Origin of the sequence: Rheinheimera sp. D18 (genome assembly GCF_004345025.1) — a bacterium.
Lineage (GTDB): Bacteria > Pseudomonadota > Gammaproteobacteria > Enterobacterales > Alteromonadaceae > Alishewanella > Alishewanella metallidurans.
Map to the genome: position 1 here is coordinate 1,469,654 of NZ_CP037745.1, position 14,995 is coordinate 1,484,648.

Genomic DNA, 14,995 nt, shown 5'->3' on the forward strand with positions numbered 1-14,995 from the left:
CTACAGCTTATGATAAAGTAAATAATATTACTAATTCCGGAGTTAACTATGCGTACAGCTCGTCGTTTTACTTTTCCCTTGTTACTGCTGATAGCCAACAGCCCCATGCTAGTGGCTAAAACTATGACAGAGATACTCGCAGCATCACCTGCTAATGACTGGCGCGTAGTTGATAACACTAATGTGCTTTACTTAAACCTAGCCGCTGGCACGGTCGTTATTGAGCTGGCACCCCAGTTTGCGCCTAATCATGTGGCTAATATTAAAGCCTTAGCCAGTGAAGGTTATTATGATGGCTTAGCCATAGTGCGCTCGCAAGATAACTACGTTGTGCAGTGGGCCGATCCCAACGCTGATAGCGCAAATGCGAAAACTGTGATTAAAGCTAAACGTAATTTATCTGCTGAATATACCATTAGTTACAGCGATACATTTGCCTTTACCGCACTACCAGATGTTGATGGCTATGCGCCACTCGTTGGCCATAGTTATGGTTTTGCGGCAGCACGTAACCCAGAAACTAAAACCACCTGGCTAGCGCACTGCTATGGTGCTGTTGGTGTGTCACGAGGCAATGAGGACAATAGTGGCGACGGTACATCGTTATATGTGGTTACTGGTCATGCGCCAAGGCATTTAGATCAAAATATTACTCTGGTAGGTAGAGTGCTTCAGGGCATGGAGTTACTCAGTAGTTTACCCCGTGGCACAGGCCCGCTTGGGTTTTATCAACAGCCTAGTGAGTATACGCTTATCGATAGCGTTAAATTAGCGGCACAGTTGCCGACCACGCAGCAGCGTAAATTGGAAGTGCTGCGCACAGATAGCAAAACCTTTGCTAAGACCAGCGAAAGCCAGCGTAATCGGGGCGGTGATTGGTATAAAAAGCCAGCTGGCTATATTGAACTGTGTAATGTTGCGTTACCGGTTCGGGCCAATTAATCTGGCTGCGTGGTAGTATCAGCTAAGCGGTTTTCTGTTACACTAAGCGTTGCTTTGGTGTGGCAGAAGCCCACGTAAAAGGGGAGTAGGTGCAAGCCTGCATTGTACCCATGTTAGGAGTGGGTTTTGCTAAAATTGTCTGCCGTTTGTCTAAAGCTTGGCGAAAAAACCGTATTAAACGATATTAGCTTTGCATTACATAATAACGAGTTTATTGGTGTTATTGGCCCTAATGGCGCCGGTAAAAGTAGTTTGTTACGAGTGGTGCAGCGCTCATTAACGGCAAATAGTGGCCAAATAATGTTAAAGCAGCGTGCGTTAGCGCAGTATAAAACGGCCGAGCTGGCGCGTACATTAGCCGTAGTTAGCCAAAACCCAATACCTTTGTTTGCCCTTACCGTAGAGCAAGTGGCGACTATGGGGTTGTTACCGCACAAAAGCTGGTTTGAAGTAAATCATAGTCAAGACCAACATCAAGTTAGCCAGGCTCTGAATAGAGTTGGTCTAGCCGACAAAGCGTCACAACTTATCGATACCCTATCTGGCGGCGAATTGCAGCGATTATATATCGCTCGAGCCCTGGTACAGCGCCCTGCATTACTACTGCTTGATGAACCGACTAACCATTTAGACGTACAATATCAGCATCAAGTATTAGAATTGGTTCGTGCACTAGGTATCCCCGCATTAGCCTGTCTACACGATTTAAACCTTGCCGCCATGTATTGCGATAAAATTTTATTACTGCATCAGGGGCAGCAATATGCGTTTGGTACGCCAGAGCAGGTATTAACTACTGAACTGTTGCAACCGGTATTTGGCTTAGCCTGTGAGGTAACAACTCATGTTTTGTTACGCAAGCAGCAAGTTACCTTTTTACCAAGCCAAACTGGAGCTTTATGTTAAAGCGACATTATAAACTCGCCATGTGGTTGTCGACGGCGCTACTGGTATTGAGCATGCTTATCAGCTTAAGCATAGGTAGCGTTAGTATTACCTTGCTTGATACGTTGACTGTGTTAGCGGGCCAAGCTGGACCTTCGTCACTGGCGCAGACCATTATTTTACAAATACGCTTACCACGTTTGCTCTGCGCGGTGTTGGTTGGGGCGGGGCTGGCTATATCAGGCGCTATTTTACAAAACGCTACACGCAACCCGCTCGCCGATCCTTATCTATTTGGTTTAATGGCGGGCGCCGGTTTGGGTGCTACATTAGTTAGTGTCGTATTACCCGCTCATATAATTAGTATGGCGCTAGGTGCATTTGTTGGCGCATTGTTTGCAGTTGTCTTGGTATTTGCGGTCTGTGCAGGGCAACACTGGCGCAAGGTAGAGTACACTTTACTGGCCGGTGTGGCGGTTTCTTTTATGCTAAGCGCTGTCAGTAGCTTTGTACTGTATTTTGCCGAACCATTTGCTGCTAACCGTATTATGTTTTGGTTAATGGGCAGTTTAAGCCGAACTGACTGGTTTAGTGTGCTGTTACTAAGTCCGGTCGTATTGCTAGTGCTAGTATTAGCGCTGGCGCTACGGCGTCAACTAGATGCACTACTGCTTAGTGATGAAAGCGCACGCACGCTTGGGGTAAATACCCAAACTTTACGTTTAGTACTGTTATTAGCAACGGCGCTATTAACAGCGTGCATTGTGTCGCAGTGTGGCGGTATTGCCTTTGTTGGTTTAATGGTGCCGCACATTGTACGACATTATTTTGGTGTAACCTCGGTGCGCTTATTATTGGGTTCGGTGTTAGTGGGTGCACTATTTATGGTTTGGGTAGACAATTTAGCGCGTACTGTACTACCGCAACAAGAGATCCCGCTGGGCGTTATTACATCGCTTGCGGGAAGTGTTTTTTTTCTTCTGATCATGCGCCGGCAACGGCTATAGCGAAAGGTTATGACCACAGATAATGTCAAACAGCAACGCCATCAAGAACGGCAACAACGCTTAAAAGCGCAAGTAGATAGCGCTATTGCTGCCGCAAGTGACGACAAAGGTTTGTTGTTGGTAATAACCGGAAACGGTAAGGGTAAATCAACCTCGGGATTTGGTACTGTAGCTCGTGCTGTAGGTCATGGTTTGTCTGCCGCAGTAGTGCAATTTATTAAAGGAAATTGGGACTGTGGCGAGCGCAACTTGCTGGCGCAACATGGCGTACAATTTGCGGTAATGGCCACCGGTTTTACTTGGGATACCCAAGATAAAGCGGCCGATATTGCCGCAGCAGAACAAACTTGGCTGCAAGCCGAGCAGTTTTTGGTCGATCCAAACATTGATATGGTGCTGCTAGACGAGCTAACCTACATGCTCAGTTACCACTACTTACCACTAGAACGTATAGAGCAAGCTCTGCTTAATCGCCCAGCGACACAGCATGTGGTTATTACTGGCCGCGCCTGCCATCGACGTATTATTGAATTAGCTGATACCGTAAGTGAAGTGCAAAATGTTAAGCACGCTTTCGATCATGGCATTAAAGCCCAACGCGGAGTCGATTGGTGAGTAATCGTTTAGTGTTTTCAAGCATAGTGGTGCTATTCCTTGCACTGCATAGCATAGCAGCACAGGCTAAACCGCAACGTATTATTGCTTTAGCGCCACACATTACCGAGATGTTATACGCCATAGGAGCGGGTGAGCAACTTGTTGGCGTAAGCGACTACAGTGATTACCCTATAGCGGCCAGCACCTTACCTAGCGTGGCTAATTATGCCAGCATCAATTTAGAAGCCGTATTAGCCCTACGACCAGATTTAGTGATTGCTTGGAAAACCGGTAACCCGCAAGCAGATATAGCAAGATTGCAGCAGTTTGGTATTAAAGTAGTATTTTCTGATCCGTTAACGCTAGATGATATTGCAACCGAGTTGCGGTTTTTAGGTGAGGTAACCGACAATACGCAGCAAGCAAACGCTGTTGCTAGTCAGTTTAGCCAGCAATTAGCTGAGCTTCGCGCTAAGTTTCAGCATAAAAAGCCAGTAACGGTATTTTTTGCCATGAGTACGGCACCACTAAGCACTGTTGCTAATAACGCTTGGCCACAGCAAATGCTGCATATCTGTGCTGCGCAAAATAGCTTTGCTTCGGCCAAAGGTGATTATCCACAGGTAGGCATCGAACAGATTATTGCCGCTCAGCCACAGGTCATTATTCAAGCACAACGCGATAATGTGGTGGCTGATTTTAGCTACTGGCAGCGTTTTAACACGCTACCCGCGGTTAAAAAATCGCAATATTTAACGGTTAATGCCGATTACTTATATCGCACCACGCCACGCACCTTGCTAGGAATTAAGCAGTTATGCGAGGGCGTGGACAGTTATCGCTAAGCTAAAGGTTAATAACGTATCGTTATTGTGCTAATTACACCACAAACCTAATATAAGCTAATGAACACACGGCAATAGCAATCCACAAGAGTAGAGCTAATATCATGGGTTTAGCTCCGGCGGCGCGCATTTTTTGAAAGGTAATGCCAGCACCGATAAAGAATAAGCACAGCACTAATGTGCGCTTAGATAGTGCAAATACGACATCATAGAATTCACTAAACTGCGGTAAAAAATAACTGATTAATATTGCAGCAATGTAAGCCAAAATAAAACCGGGAATGCGAATAGATTTACTATTGCCACCAAACGCGATGGATGACACTAACGCAACAGGCACTATCCATAATGCACGTGCCAGCTTAGTGGTCGTTGCTACTTCTAGCGCTTCATCACCGTAAGTTGACGCAGCACCAACTACTGACGATGTATCGTGAATCGCAATTGCGCTCCACAAACCAAAATCATATTGCGACAACTCTAAAAAGTGGCCTATAACTGGAAACACAAATAACGCGATAGAGTTAAGGGTAAATACACAAGCTAAAGCTATTGCCATTTGCTCTGCATTAGCTTTAATTGCCGGTGATACTGCGGCAATAGCGCTACCGCCACATATCGCTGTACCTGCACCAATTAAATAACCCGTTTTTTGATCTAGCTTTAGGAATTTAGTCAGTATTACGCCTAGCACTAGGGTAAATACTATTGAACCTACTATTAACGGTAAGCTTTGCTTGCTAATTTCAATAGCTTGTTGTAAATGAATACCAAAGCCTAAACCAACAATAGAAATAGATAATAACATGCGGGGCATTGCTGCTAAATCTATCGATTTGGGCAACAAACTAAATGCAGCTAATAAAAAGCCTAAAATTAATGCGATAGGGGAACTAACAATAGGGAATAAGCACAGTATGGCTAAAGTACAGAACAGCCAGAAGCGACCATCTTTAATTGCAGGGTGAGTAAGCATGGTAAGTTGTCGGCGTTATAATTAAACGGTATATATTATAACTTATATCATGGTGAAACCCATTGCTATCTAACAGCAACGAATTGACGTTGAATGCAAACAAAATAGTTGTGAATAAGCAAATGCTGTTTAGCGTAAAAGGGTAGGAAATGCCCCAAGCTTAGCAGCTTGGGGCAAGTGTAGTTTAAAACGTAAAAGCTAAACTAAGTGCAGCACCAGCATCATTTTTATCAGCGTACACTGCCGCTAAGTCAATATGTAGCGTATCAAACGGAGACAAACCTAAACCTGCCGTCAGCTGGTTTTGCTGATTATTTTTTAGATCATTGCGATAACCTAAACGCAGTTGTGCCCAGTTTAACGCATTAAATTCTACGCCCGCGGCTAACCACTGCACTTCATCTTGTAAACCAAAACCAGTGTGGCTATTTAACTCAGCGTCAATGTTGGCGCTAAACCAGCTGTTATGGTAATTAGCTGCAACAGTATATTGTGGTTTCATATCGTAAGTATATTCGATACCATTAACCTGAATGGTTGGTACTTTTTTGCTTAACAGGTTTTTGGCGCTAACACCTAATACCACGCCATTTTCCCAAGCAGCGGTAACACCAAGATCAATGTTCGTTTGGGTTTTCTTGTTGCGATATTGGTCGGCATCAAAATCGTCTTCGTCAAAATCAGCCACACTACTATTATAAAAAAAGGTTTCGATTTGCTGAAACTTAGGGCTAGCACCCACACTTAACTTAACACTATCAAGTGTAAAGGCATGCGCTATAGTAATACCTGCTTCTACTACACCAACAGCAATAACACTGCCTGATGAGAGTAAATCAGTATTGTTATTATTTAATCGGTCAATATCGCTGGCATCTATAGTAGTAAGCACGTTGGCATCAAGGTAGCCACGAGCAAATATCGCCACAGGTAAGGTGTTATTAGGCATAGCTGCTGCCATAGCAAGGGTAACTTTCATGTTAGCGCTATTGTTATCTAGTGCCGTTAACGCCTGTTTGGCTAATGCTGAATTAGCTGCAGTAGGGTTAATGTCTAATCTATCAAGTGCATCTTGTAAGTTATCAATACCATCAATTAACTCATCATTATCAGCAACGCTCGCACTTATGGCCGGTAGCACTAAGGCAAAATCATCACTGTCGTTAAAGTGAGTAAGTAGGGCTGGGTTATAAAAGCTAGCCTGATGGTAACTCGCACCTGCAACGCCAGTGCCGCCCATAGCGATAGCACGGGCATCGGTTTGCTGGGCCAGAGCGCTGCCTGACGCACATAATAATGCAATACTTAAATAAGAAAGACGATATGACATATAAACTCCTACTACTTAAAGAAGCTGTAACTTGATGTGTTAGTGATTAAAAAATTGCTGCGAAGTGGAAAACTGAATGACAAGACAATACAGAAATGGGCGTAGACATAATAAAACCCAGTGCTACTGGCTCATTGCATGCTGGTATTATGAACGCTGACTTAACATTTAACAATTGTAATTGTAGCTACTCTTGCGATTGCGCAATTTTTCACGAATTACGGGTACAAAAAAGCCGCTTTACACTAAGTATAAAACGGCTTTCTTCTTAAATTTAATGGTCGGTACGAGAGGATTCGAACCTCCGACCCCTTCACCCCCAGCGAAGTGCGCTACCAAGCTGCGCTACGCACCGACGTAGGGCGTATAATAAAGATTCCCAGCTAGAAAGCAATGCTGGATTAACTGACTGCGTTAATTTTCAGCAGTTATAAATACTAATAGTTATAACCATCTAGAATGTGGCTCGAGTAATATTGCGGTGGTTTATTTGTGCAGCACCTCTAGCACACTAGATTTATTGTCTTGGCGGCTATAGCGGCAATGTGCGCTTAAATGCGTCTGACACTGGTGAATTTTCATTAACTCAGTAAAATAGGCAACCTGTATTTTTACTAATGTAGTGATATTAGTGTCAGAACAAGATATTTATGCCGATATACGGCCATATAACGATGATGAAGTTGCGCCGGCAATAGCACGGCTTATTGCCGATGATGAGTTTATTCAGGCTATTTTACATTACCGTTTTCCCCATATGTCTGGACCTTTTGGCTGGTTGTTGTCGCCATTAATTAAATTTCGTTTAAAGCGGCGCTTAGCTAAGTTAAATACGGTATTAGCTGTGCAGCAGCAGGTTGCTGGCTTTATGGATCAAATGATTGCTAGCACCACTAATAACGTTACAGTATCGGGTATTGAGTATTTAACGCCGGGTAAAGCGTATCTTTTTATATCAAACCATCGTGATATTGCGATGGACCCTGCTTTAGTTAACTGGTGTTTGCACCAGCATGGCTTCGACACCGTGCGTATTGCTATTGGTGATAACTTATTGCGCAAAGCGTGTTCTTCAGAGTTAATGAAACTGAATAAGAGTTTTATTGTAAAACGTGGTGCCAAAGGCCCGCGCGAAATGTTAAAAAACTTTACGCAGTTATCTGGCTACATTAAACATTCATTAGAGCAGCAGCAGTCTATTTGGATTGCGCAAAAAGAAGGGCGTGCCAAAGACGGTAATGATGTAACGGATCCGGCTATTTTGAAAATGTTTTATATGGAAGGCAAAAAGCGCGGTGAAGATTTTTCTAGTTATATGCAAAGCTTAAATATTGTGCCGGTGTGTTTGTCTTACGAGTACGATCCTTGCGATGTGAGTAAAATAAATGAGTTGTGGCAAAAACAAACTCAAGGTAGCTATCAAAAGGGCGAGTTTGAGGATATCGATAGCATAATTAAAGGTATAGTTGGCTATAAAGGCCGAGTAAATGTTGCCTTTACCAAACCATTACAGCATATACCGGCAGAGCCTGATCTGCTCGCGCAGTTAATTGATCAGCAAATTTGGCAGCAATACCGTTTGTTTCCAATTAATTATTTAGCTGCAGGTCAGCAGCACAACAGCATAGATGAAAAAGTGATAGAGCAGTGGCAACAACGTATGCAAAGTGTGCCTAAAGACGCAATTGCCTTGCTTAGTAAGCTGTATGCTGCGCCGCTGGTTAAGCAGCAACAGCTTAAGCAAAATAAGCCGTGAGCTATTTAATAGCGGTAACGCTATTGTGGGCGTTTTCTTTTAGCTTAATTGGTGTGTATTTAGCTGGGCAAGTAGATGCATATTTTGCCGTGTTGCTGCGGGTGTTATTAGCCTTTCTCGTGCTTTTACCCTTTATTAGACCGCAGCCAATGGCTTTGGTATTAAAATTAATGGCGTTGGGTGCGGTACAGTTAGGCTTAATGTACTTGTTTTATTATCAGTCATTTTTATTATTAACTGTCCCCGAAGTATTAATTTTCACTATTTTTACCCCGGTTTATATCACGCTACTGTACGACATCGCGCAGCGTCGGTTTCAATATCGTTTTTTACTGGCGGCGGGTTTAGCCGTTGTTGCTGCAGCAATAATGAGATACCAACACTTAAGCCAAGATTATTGGTTAGGTTTTGCTGTGGTGCAGGGCGCAAACCTGTGTTTTGCGATAGGCCAAGTTGGCTATAAGTTATTGTTAGCCAAATACCCGCCGCAACTAGCGCAGCATAACGTATTTGCTTGGTTTTACCTTGGCGCTTTAGTGGTAGCGTTACCGGTATGGTATCTGTTGGGTAGCGCGCAGTATCCGCAAACAAACGTACAATGGCTGGTGTTGTTTTGGTTAGGTTTAGTTGCGTCAGGCGGTGGTTATTTTTGGTGGAATAAAGGTACGACGCAAGTAAGTAGCGGCGTGCTAGCTGTGATGAATAATATGCTGATACCGGCAGGCTTACTGGTAAATATTCTGATTTGGAATCGAAGTGAAAACATCCTAGCCTTAGCGATAGGCTCGGTGTTGTTAGTGTTATCTTGCAAGCTGTGTCAGTTAGAACGCAGCACAATTATATCTGGAGATGCTGGTGGCAAGACAAGTTAGTTATACCTATAAGAAGCAACGTAAGGTTATTAATTTTAGCTATGACAAACATCGTGATCTATACGAAGCGGTCGCAGCTGCAGAAGGAATAGACTTAACGAGTTTTTTAGCAATGGAACAACAAGTTACCATGACAGCTAAGCGGGGCGCGGCGGTGAAAAACTATCGTCAACAAGAGTTTGCGCGAATGGGCTTTGCTGATATCGTCTTTGTACGGGAAGAGAAATAATACCTTATTAAACATTGTCAGCAAACAGCAGGCAATAAAAAAGGACACCTAGGTGTCCTTTTTTTAGCAAGTGCTTAAATTACAGAACTGTAACGTTAGCAGCTTGTGGGCCTTTTTGGCCTTGTTCAATTTCGAAAGCTACGCGTTGGCCTTCGTTTAAGGTTTTATAACCTTCAGTTTGGATTGCACGGAAGTGAACGAATGCGTCAGCGCCGCCGTTATCTTGAGTAATGAATCCGAAACCTTTATCAGCGTTAAACCACTTAACTACACCAGTTACTTTAGCCATGTTTGACTCCTAAAAATTTTTAATAAAACTAATTGACGCTTAATTGCGCTTTTAGCCTGACTGTTACCTTACTTATGCGGCCAAACGTGCGTGAATCTTCAGGACATGACTTACAATGAAGCTGTGTAGCGAAGTTTTCATAAACATTTTGTTACATAGGTCTGCTTTACAGGCCGGTGAGTACTATAACAGGTCTAAACGGAATGTATATAGCAAAATGCAAATAAACCTTTGTCAGGCAATAAAAAATTAAAATAATAAAAAAGGCCGGTATACCGGCCTTAATTTTAAATCGTTTAATTATTGAGCACTAAGCATTTAATGCTGTTTTTGGCTCAACGAAAGCAAAACCTAACGCATCAGCCACACTTTGATTTGTTACCTTGCCGTGTATTACGTTTAAGCCGTTCATTAAGTGGCTGTCTTCTAATAATGCCTGCTTGTAACCTTTATTCGCTATACGCACGATAAACGGTAAGGTGGCGTTGTTCAAAGCAAAGGTAGAGGTGCGAGGCACTGCGCCTGGCATGTTAGCAACACAGTAGTGCACTACGCCATCGACAATATATGTTGGGTCAGCGTGGGTAGTGGCTTTTGACGTGGCAATACAGCCACCTTGGTCAATAGCTACGTCAACAACGGCTGAACCTGGCTTCATACGCTTAATATGATCAGCGGTAACTAATTTAGGTGCTGCTGCACCTGGCACTAACACGCCGCCAATAACTAAGTCTGCTGCCAGTACTTCTTGCTCAAGCGCATCAACGGTTGAGTAAATGGCTTTAACTGCGCCGTTAAACTGCGCATTAATACGGCGCAGTACGTCAACGCTACGGTCAATAACGGTAACATCGGCACCTAAACCCAACGCCATTTGTGCTGCGTTAGTACCCACCATGCCGCCGCCAATAACGACAACTTTGGCAGGTTTAACACCAGGCACGCCGCCTAACAACATGCCGCAACCACCAGATGATTTTTCTAAAGCACGAGCACCGGCTTGAATTGACATACGGCCAGCAACTTCAGACATCGGTGCTAATAATGGTAAGCCACCTTTATTATCGGTTACGGTTTCATAAGCAATACAAATTGCTTTAGACTTAATTAAATCTTCTGTTTGCGCTAAATCGGGTGCTAGGTGTAAATAGGTAAATAAAATTTGGCCTTCGCGGATCATCGCGCGCTCGTTGGCTAAAGGCTCTTTTACTTTTACAATCATCTCAGCTTTAGCAAATACTTCTGCCGCTGTAGCTAATACAGTTGCACCAGCAGCGGAGTAATCTTCGTCAGTAAAACCAATACCCATACCGGCGTTAGTTTCTACTAGTACGCTGTGTTTATGGTTTACTAGTTCACGTACGCTTGCTGGTGTCATACCAACGCGGTACTCGTGATTTTTAATTTCTTTTGGTACGCCAATGATCATAGTTTTATGCCCTTATTTGCGGTAAAAGTTGGCTGATGTAAAATATGTGCGCAGTATACTGATAATTTTATAGAATTAATGCTTGTTTTACTACTCTGAGCCAGTGCAAAATTCTGTTTTAATTTGAAATGCAATTTTTTTGGCTGATATGTACTCTTTAAATAAAAGTATCAAGAAGTTAGATAGAATAGATAGAAAAATTCTTGCGGAATTACAGCGTGATGGCCGCTTAGCCAACGTAGAATTAGCAAGAAGGGTAGGGCTTAGCCCTACACCGTGTCTTGAACGGGTGCGCAAACTTGAAGCCGAAGGTGTTATTTTAGGCTACACCGCTCAGGTTGACCCACATAAAGTGGGGGCAGCGTTGCTGGTGTTTGTCGAAATAACGCTAAGTAAAACCTCGCCTGAAGATTTTGATGAGTTTAGTAAAGCCGTACAAAAGCTTGAAGAAATTCAAGAATGCCACTTGGTATCGGGTAGTTTTGATTTTTTATTAAAAACTCGAGTGGCTAATATGGCTGCTTATCGCGAATTATTAGGCGAAACCTTGCTTAGATTACCCAGTGTGCGCGAAAGCAGAACTTACGTGGTAATGGAAGAAGTTAAGCAGAGCACTTTTATCGCAGTTAGCAGCTAATAACTGGTTCAGGTCTGCTTCACTGATGCACTTTTATAGTGTCTCTGTTATCTTAGCGGGCAGTACTAAACCCTGGTGCGCGTAATTATAAAACGATGATAAATAGGTAGGGGCATTCATTTGCAAAACAGAGTTTATTTTCCATTAAATGGTGTGCAGCGATTGCTGGAAGTCGGATTAATTGTATTTACTGGCTTAGCGCTCTTTATGTTGCTGGCACTATTATCTTTTGACCCTGCAGATCCGAGTTGGTCACAAACAGGTTATCAAACCAGTGTGCATAATTATGCCGGGCCAATAGGGGCTTGGTTAGCCGATTTATTGTTATTTAGTTTTGGCTGGATAGCTTACTTGATTCCATTTTTAGTGGCGTTCAATGGCTATTTGTTATTTAAACGCTTTCATCATTTAATGAGTTTAGACTACTTAATTTTAGGCTTACGCGTTATAGGCTTAGTGTTAACGTTGTTAACAGCAACAGCAATTAGCAGTATGAATTTCAACGATGTTTTTTACTTTTCTTCAGGTGGTGTTATCGGTGATGTGGTCAGTAATAACTTACTGCCCTATTTTAATTTTATTGGTACTAGTTTATTACTACTTTGCGGTTTTACCACAGGGTTAACCTTAATGACTGGCATATCTTGGTTAACGGTGGCTGATGCACTAGGAGCTATGTGTTTTAACGGTATACAGTTTTTACGATCAGTACCTCAGCGGTTTCGTGATAACAGCAAAGACGACTACGATCCGTTTTCAGCAGAAATTGACGATATCGAATTTGAAGAACCGGTAGTTGCTGTGCCGAAAAAGCCGATTAAAACACCGCAATTGGCAAAACCCGCTGTTGAGCCATTACCAATTAGACCGCTGAACGAAAAAACAGAAGCTAAAGCATTTTATAGTGTCGATACCTTAGCAGATGAGCACTTATCGTTTAGTGCTATCGACGAGCCCGAGTCGATGGGTTGGGCTGATACGTTACAACAAATAGATTTACCGCAAGAAACCCAGTTTGATTCCGTTTCTATCGCTTCAATTGAAGACGAAGATGATGTGGAAGAAGTACAACATCAGCTAGAAGAGTTACCTTCGCTGGCATTGTTAGATCGGCCAGATAAAGCCATAAACCCAATAGACCCCGCCGACTTAGAGCGTGTATCACGACTGGTTGAAGCCAAGCTGCTTGATTTTAACGTAGAAGCTAAGGTAGTTGGCGTGCATCCAGGCCCAGTGGTAACTCGGTTTGAAATTGATTTGGCACCTGGTGTTAAAGTCAGCAAAATTACTGGCTTGTCGAAAGATTTGGCCCGTTCGTTGTCGGCAATTAGTGTGCGGGTGGTTGAAGTTATTCCGGGTAAATCCTTTATTGGCATTGAGCTACCAAACCAGCATCGTGAAATTGTCCGCTTATCTGAAGTGATTGGCGATGAAGTTTTTGAAAACTCTAAATCATCGTTAACTATGGTACTAGGTAAAGATATTGCCGGTATTTCAGTGGTTGCTGACTTAGCCAAAATGCCACATTTATTGGTAGCAGGCACCACCGGTTCGGGTAAATCGGTGGGGGTTAACGTAATGATTTGTAGCTTGTTATATAAATCTACTCCCGATGATGTACGGTTTTTAATGATTGACCCCAAAATGCTTGAGCTCTCTATCTATGAAGGTATACCGCACTTACTTACGGAAGTGGTTACCGATATGAAAGATGCAGCAAACGGCTTGCGTTGGTGTGTTGGCGAAATGGAACGGCGCTATAAGTTGATGTCAGCTTTAGGTGTGCGTAACTTAAAAGGCTATAACGCTAAAGTTAAAGACGCGATAGCAGATGGTACGCCGTTAAAAGATCCATTGTGGCGTGCATCAGACGATATGCGTAGCGAAGCCCCGTTGTTAGAAAAACTGCCGTCTATCGTTGTGGTTATCGACGAATTTGCTGACATGATGATGATTGTTGGTAAAAAAGTTGAAGAGCTGATTGCCCGCATTGCGCAAAAAGCCCGTGCTGCTGGTATTCACCTTATTTTAGCCACCCAGCGGCCATCGGTTGATGTTATTACCGGTTTAATTAAAGCCAATATTCCAACGCGAATTGCGTTTCAAGTGTCATCAAAAATTGACTCACGCACTATTCTTGATCAGCAAGGTGCAGAAAGCTTGCTAGGTATGGGCGACATGTTGTACTTGCCGCCGGGTTCTGGTGTGCCTACGCGTGTGCATGGTGCCTTTGTTGATGACCATGAAGTACACGCAGTGGTAGCTGACTGGAAAAAACGTGGCCGACCAAATTATATTCCCGAAATTTTAAGTGGCGAAACCACAGAAGAGAACTTACTACCTGGCGAAACACTCGAAGGTGACGATGCAGAAGCTGATCCGCTGTATGATCAAGCGGTCGCTTTCGTCATAGAAACACGCCGTGCGTCGGTATCAGGTGTGCAGCGTAAGTTCCGTATTGGCTATAACCGTGCCGCGCGTTTAGTCGAACAAATGGAATTCAGTGGCATTGTTACCGGCCCTGGCCACAATGGTAACCGTGAAGTTATGGCGCCGTCGCCATCAAAAGGATATTAAATGCTACGTAGTATATTTGCTGTTGTGTTGTTATCAGGTTCAATCATGACGTCGGTTTCTGTTATTGCACAAACCACCGAACAGGTATTGCAGCGCAAACTAGCAACCATTAAAACCTTCTCGGCTAGCTTTGAACAGCAGGTGTTTGATGCGCAAAAGCAGCTGTTGCAGCAAGGTAAGGGTCAGTTGATGATTAAGCAGCCGGCCATGTTTCGCTTTGAAACTACCGAACCAGAGCCAAATTTATTTATTGGTGATGGTACAACGCTGTGGTTTTATAACGAGCCGCTAGAACAACTGACTATTTTTGATGCCGAGAATGAAGTAAATCGTACACCTTTTGTCTTGTTAACATCAACTAAACCCGAGTTATGGCAACAGTATGAGGTAACTCAGCAAGGTGAGTTATTTATTATCCGCTCTAAAGATGTGGATAGTGCAGTAAAACAGCTAACCTTAAGTTTTTCCGGCAACGCCTTATCGAAGATGCAAGTATTGGATATGAACCAACAGCTTAGCGAATTTAACTTTACCTTAGTGCAGCTTAACGTTGCGCTAGATGCCAGTATGTTTAACTTTACTCCACCAGAGCATACTGATATTGATGATCAGCGCCAACGCTAA

At 43.3% G+C, this 14,995-nt stretch carries 15 protein-coding genes and 1 tRNA gene; 11 read left to right on the forward strand and 5 right to left on the reverse strand.

Translation table 11 applies throughout. From position 1 onward, the window contains the following. Nucleotides 1-48 precede the first annotated feature (48 nt). The 5 genes from E0Z06_RS06980 to E0Z06_RS07000 all read left to right on the forward strand — a co-directional run bounded on the left by E0Z06_RS06980 (nt 49) and on the right by E0Z06_RS07000 (nt 4,276). The gene (locus E0Z06_RS06980; RefSeq protein ID WP_132583184.1) at nt 49-942 is read left to right on the forward strand and encodes a peptidylprolyl isomerase; all 894 of its coding nucleotides are present in this window, start codon (nt 49-51) and stop codon (nt 940-942) included. Between the two features lie 126 nt (nt 943-1,068). Further along, on the forward strand, nt 1,069-1,848 hold the full coding sequence (locus tag E0Z06_RS06985; RefSeq protein ID WP_132583186.1) for an ABC transporter ATP-binding protein: 780 nt from the start codon (nt 1,069-1,071) through the stop codon (nt 1,846-1,848). Beyond that, nucleotides 1,842-2,834 carry an iron ABC transporter permease gene (locus E0Z06_RS06990; RefSeq protein ID WP_132583188.1) on the forward strand — a complete coding sequence of 331 codons (993 nt, stop codon included), beginning with the start codon at nt 1,842-1,844 and terminating at the stop codon, nt 2,832-2,834. Before E0Z06_RS06985 ends, E0Z06_RS06990 begins: the two co-directional genes overlap by 7 nt. A 9-nt stretch (nt 2,835-2,843) precedes the next feature. Further along, nucleotides 2,844-3,449, forward strand: a complete 606-nt coding sequence (gene cobO, locus E0Z06_RS06995; protein ID WP_132583190.1) for a cob(I)yrinic acid a,c-diamide adenosyltransferase — start codon at nt 2,844-2,846, stop codon at nt 3,447-3,449. Then, complete coding sequence (locus tag E0Z06_RS07000; RefSeq protein WP_243695578.1) at nt 3,446-4,276, forward strand: cobalamin-binding protein; 831 nt, start codon at nt 3,446-3,448, stop codon at nt 4,274-4,276. The genes cobO and E0Z06_RS07000 overlap by 4 nt, the downstream gene beginning before the upstream one ends. 34 nt (nt 4,277-4,310) lie before the next feature. Here the strand turns inward: E0Z06_RS07000 and E0Z06_RS07005 are convergent, their stop codons facing one another. From E0Z06_RS07005 to E0Z06_RS07015, 3 genes are all read right to left on the reverse strand, one after another. Then, nucleotides 4,311-5,252: a putative sulfate exporter family transporter gene (locus E0Z06_RS07005; RefSeq protein WP_132583192.1), complete on the reverse strand. Its 942-nt coding sequence runs from the start codon at nt 5,250-5,252 to the stop codon at nt 4,311-4,313. Nucleotides 5,253-5,436: 184 nt separating this feature from the next. Beyond that, on the reverse strand, nt 5,437-6,582 hold the full coding sequence (gene traF / locus E0Z06_RS07010; protein WP_132583194.1) for a conjugal transfer protein TraF: 1,146 nt from the start codon (nt 6,580-6,582) through the stop codon (nt 5,437-5,439). A gap of 278 nt (nt 6,583-6,860) precedes the next feature. Beyond that, nucleotides 6,861-6,937: transfer RNA gene (locus E0Z06_RS07015), tRNA-Pro, on the reverse strand. A 276-nt stretch (nt 6,938-7,213) separates the two neighbouring features. Here E0Z06_RS07015 and E0Z06_RS07020 point away from each other — a divergent pair. From E0Z06_RS07020 to E0Z06_RS07030, 3 genes are read left to right on the forward strand one after another with little or no spacing between them, the layout of a single operon-like run. Next, nucleotides 7,214-8,338 carry a 1-acyl-sn-glycerol-3-phosphate acyltransferase gene (locus E0Z06_RS07020; RefSeq protein WP_243695579.1) on the forward strand — a complete coding sequence of 375 codons (1,125 nt, stop codon included), beginning with the start codon at nt 7,214-7,216 and terminating at the stop codon, nt 8,336-8,338. Beyond that, nucleotides 8,335-9,210: an EamA family transporter gene (locus E0Z06_RS07025; RefSeq protein WP_132583196.1), complete on the forward strand. Its 876-nt coding sequence runs from the start codon at nt 8,335-8,337 to the stop codon at nt 9,208-9,210. Before E0Z06_RS07020 ends, E0Z06_RS07025 begins: the two co-directional genes overlap by 4 nt. Then, a complete protein-coding gene (locus tag E0Z06_RS07030) occupies nt 9,194-9,439 on the forward strand; it encodes a DUF2960 domain-containing protein (RefSeq protein WP_132583198.1) in 246 nt (81 codons plus the stop codon). The genes E0Z06_RS07025 and E0Z06_RS07030 overlap by 17 nt, the downstream gene beginning before the upstream one ends. A gap of 79 nt (nt 9,440-9,518) precedes the next feature. Here E0Z06_RS07030 and E0Z06_RS07035 read toward each other — a convergent pair whose 3' ends face one another. After that, nucleotides 9,519-9,728, reverse strand: a complete 210-nt coding sequence (locus E0Z06_RS07035; RefSeq protein WP_027670166.1) for a cold-shock protein — start codon at nt 9,726-9,728, stop codon at nt 9,519-9,521. Between the two features lie 310 nt (nt 9,729-10,038). Beyond that, nucleotides 10,039-11,157: an alanine dehydrogenase gene (gene ald, locus E0Z06_RS07040; RefSeq protein ID WP_132583200.1), complete on the reverse strand. Its 1,119-nt coding sequence runs from the start codon at nt 11,155-11,157 to the stop codon at nt 10,039-10,041. 148 nt (nt 11,158-11,305) lie between these two features. On the opposite strand from ald, the gene lrp reads away from it, so the two are divergent. The 3 genes from lrp to lolA all read left to right on the forward strand — a co-directional run bounded on the left by lrp (nt 11,306) and on the right by lolA (nt 14,995). Continuing rightward, complete coding sequence (gene lrp, locus E0Z06_RS07045; protein WP_132583202.1) at nt 11,306-11,794, forward strand: leucine-responsive transcriptional regulator Lrp; 489 nt, start codon at nt 11,306-11,308, stop codon at nt 11,792-11,794. 120 nt (nt 11,795-11,914) lie between these two features. Then, nucleotides 11,915-14,371 carry a DNA translocase FtsK 4TM domain-containing protein gene (locus E0Z06_RS07050; protein WP_132583204.1) on the forward strand — a complete coding sequence of 819 codons (2,457 nt, stop codon included), beginning with the start codon at nt 11,915-11,917 and terminating at the stop codon, nt 14,369-14,371. Continuing rightward, entirely contained in the window at nt 14,372-14,995 is a 624-nt protein-coding gene (gene lolA / locus E0Z06_RS07055) for an outer membrane lipoprotein chaperone LolA (protein ID WP_243695580.1), read from the forward strand. It abuts the gene before it with no gap.

Excerpts from the sequence above, each read along its gene's own strand:
- E0Z06_RS06980 (WP_132583184.1), top strand. The coding sequence starts at position 49 with ATGCGTACAGCTCGTCGTTTTACTTTTCCCTTGTTACTGCTGATAGCC.
- E0Z06_RS06990 (WP_132583188.1), top strand. The coding sequence starts at position 1,842 with ATGTTAAAGCGACATTATAAACTCGCCATGTGGTTGTCGACGGCGCTA.
- cobO (WP_132583190.1), top strand. The coding sequence starts at position 2,844 with ATGACCACAGATAATGTCAAACAGCAACGCCATCAAGAACGGCAACAA.
- E0Z06_RS07005 (WP_132583192.1), bottom strand. The coding sequence starts at position 5,252 with ATGCTTACTCACCCTGCAATTAAAGATGGTCGCTTCTGGCTGTTCTGT.
- traF (WP_132583194.1), bottom strand. The coding sequence starts at position 6,582 with ATGTCATATCGTCTTTCTTATTTAAGTATTGCATTATTATGTGCGTCA.
- E0Z06_RS07035 (WP_027670166.1), bottom strand. The coding sequence starts at position 9,728 with ATGGCTAAAGTAACTGGTGTAGTTAAGTGGTTTAACGCTGATAAAGGT.
- ald (WP_132583200.1), bottom strand. The coding sequence starts at position 11,157 with ATGATCATTGGCGTACCAAAAGAAATTAAAAATCACGAGTACCGCGTT.
- lrp (WP_132583202.1), top strand. The coding sequence starts at position 11,306 with ATGTACTCTTTAAATAAAAGTATCAAGAAGTTAGATAGAATAGATAGA.
- lolA (WP_243695580.1), top strand. The coding sequence starts at position 14,372 with ATGCTACGTAGTATATTTGCTGTTGTGTTGTTATCAGGTTCAATCATG.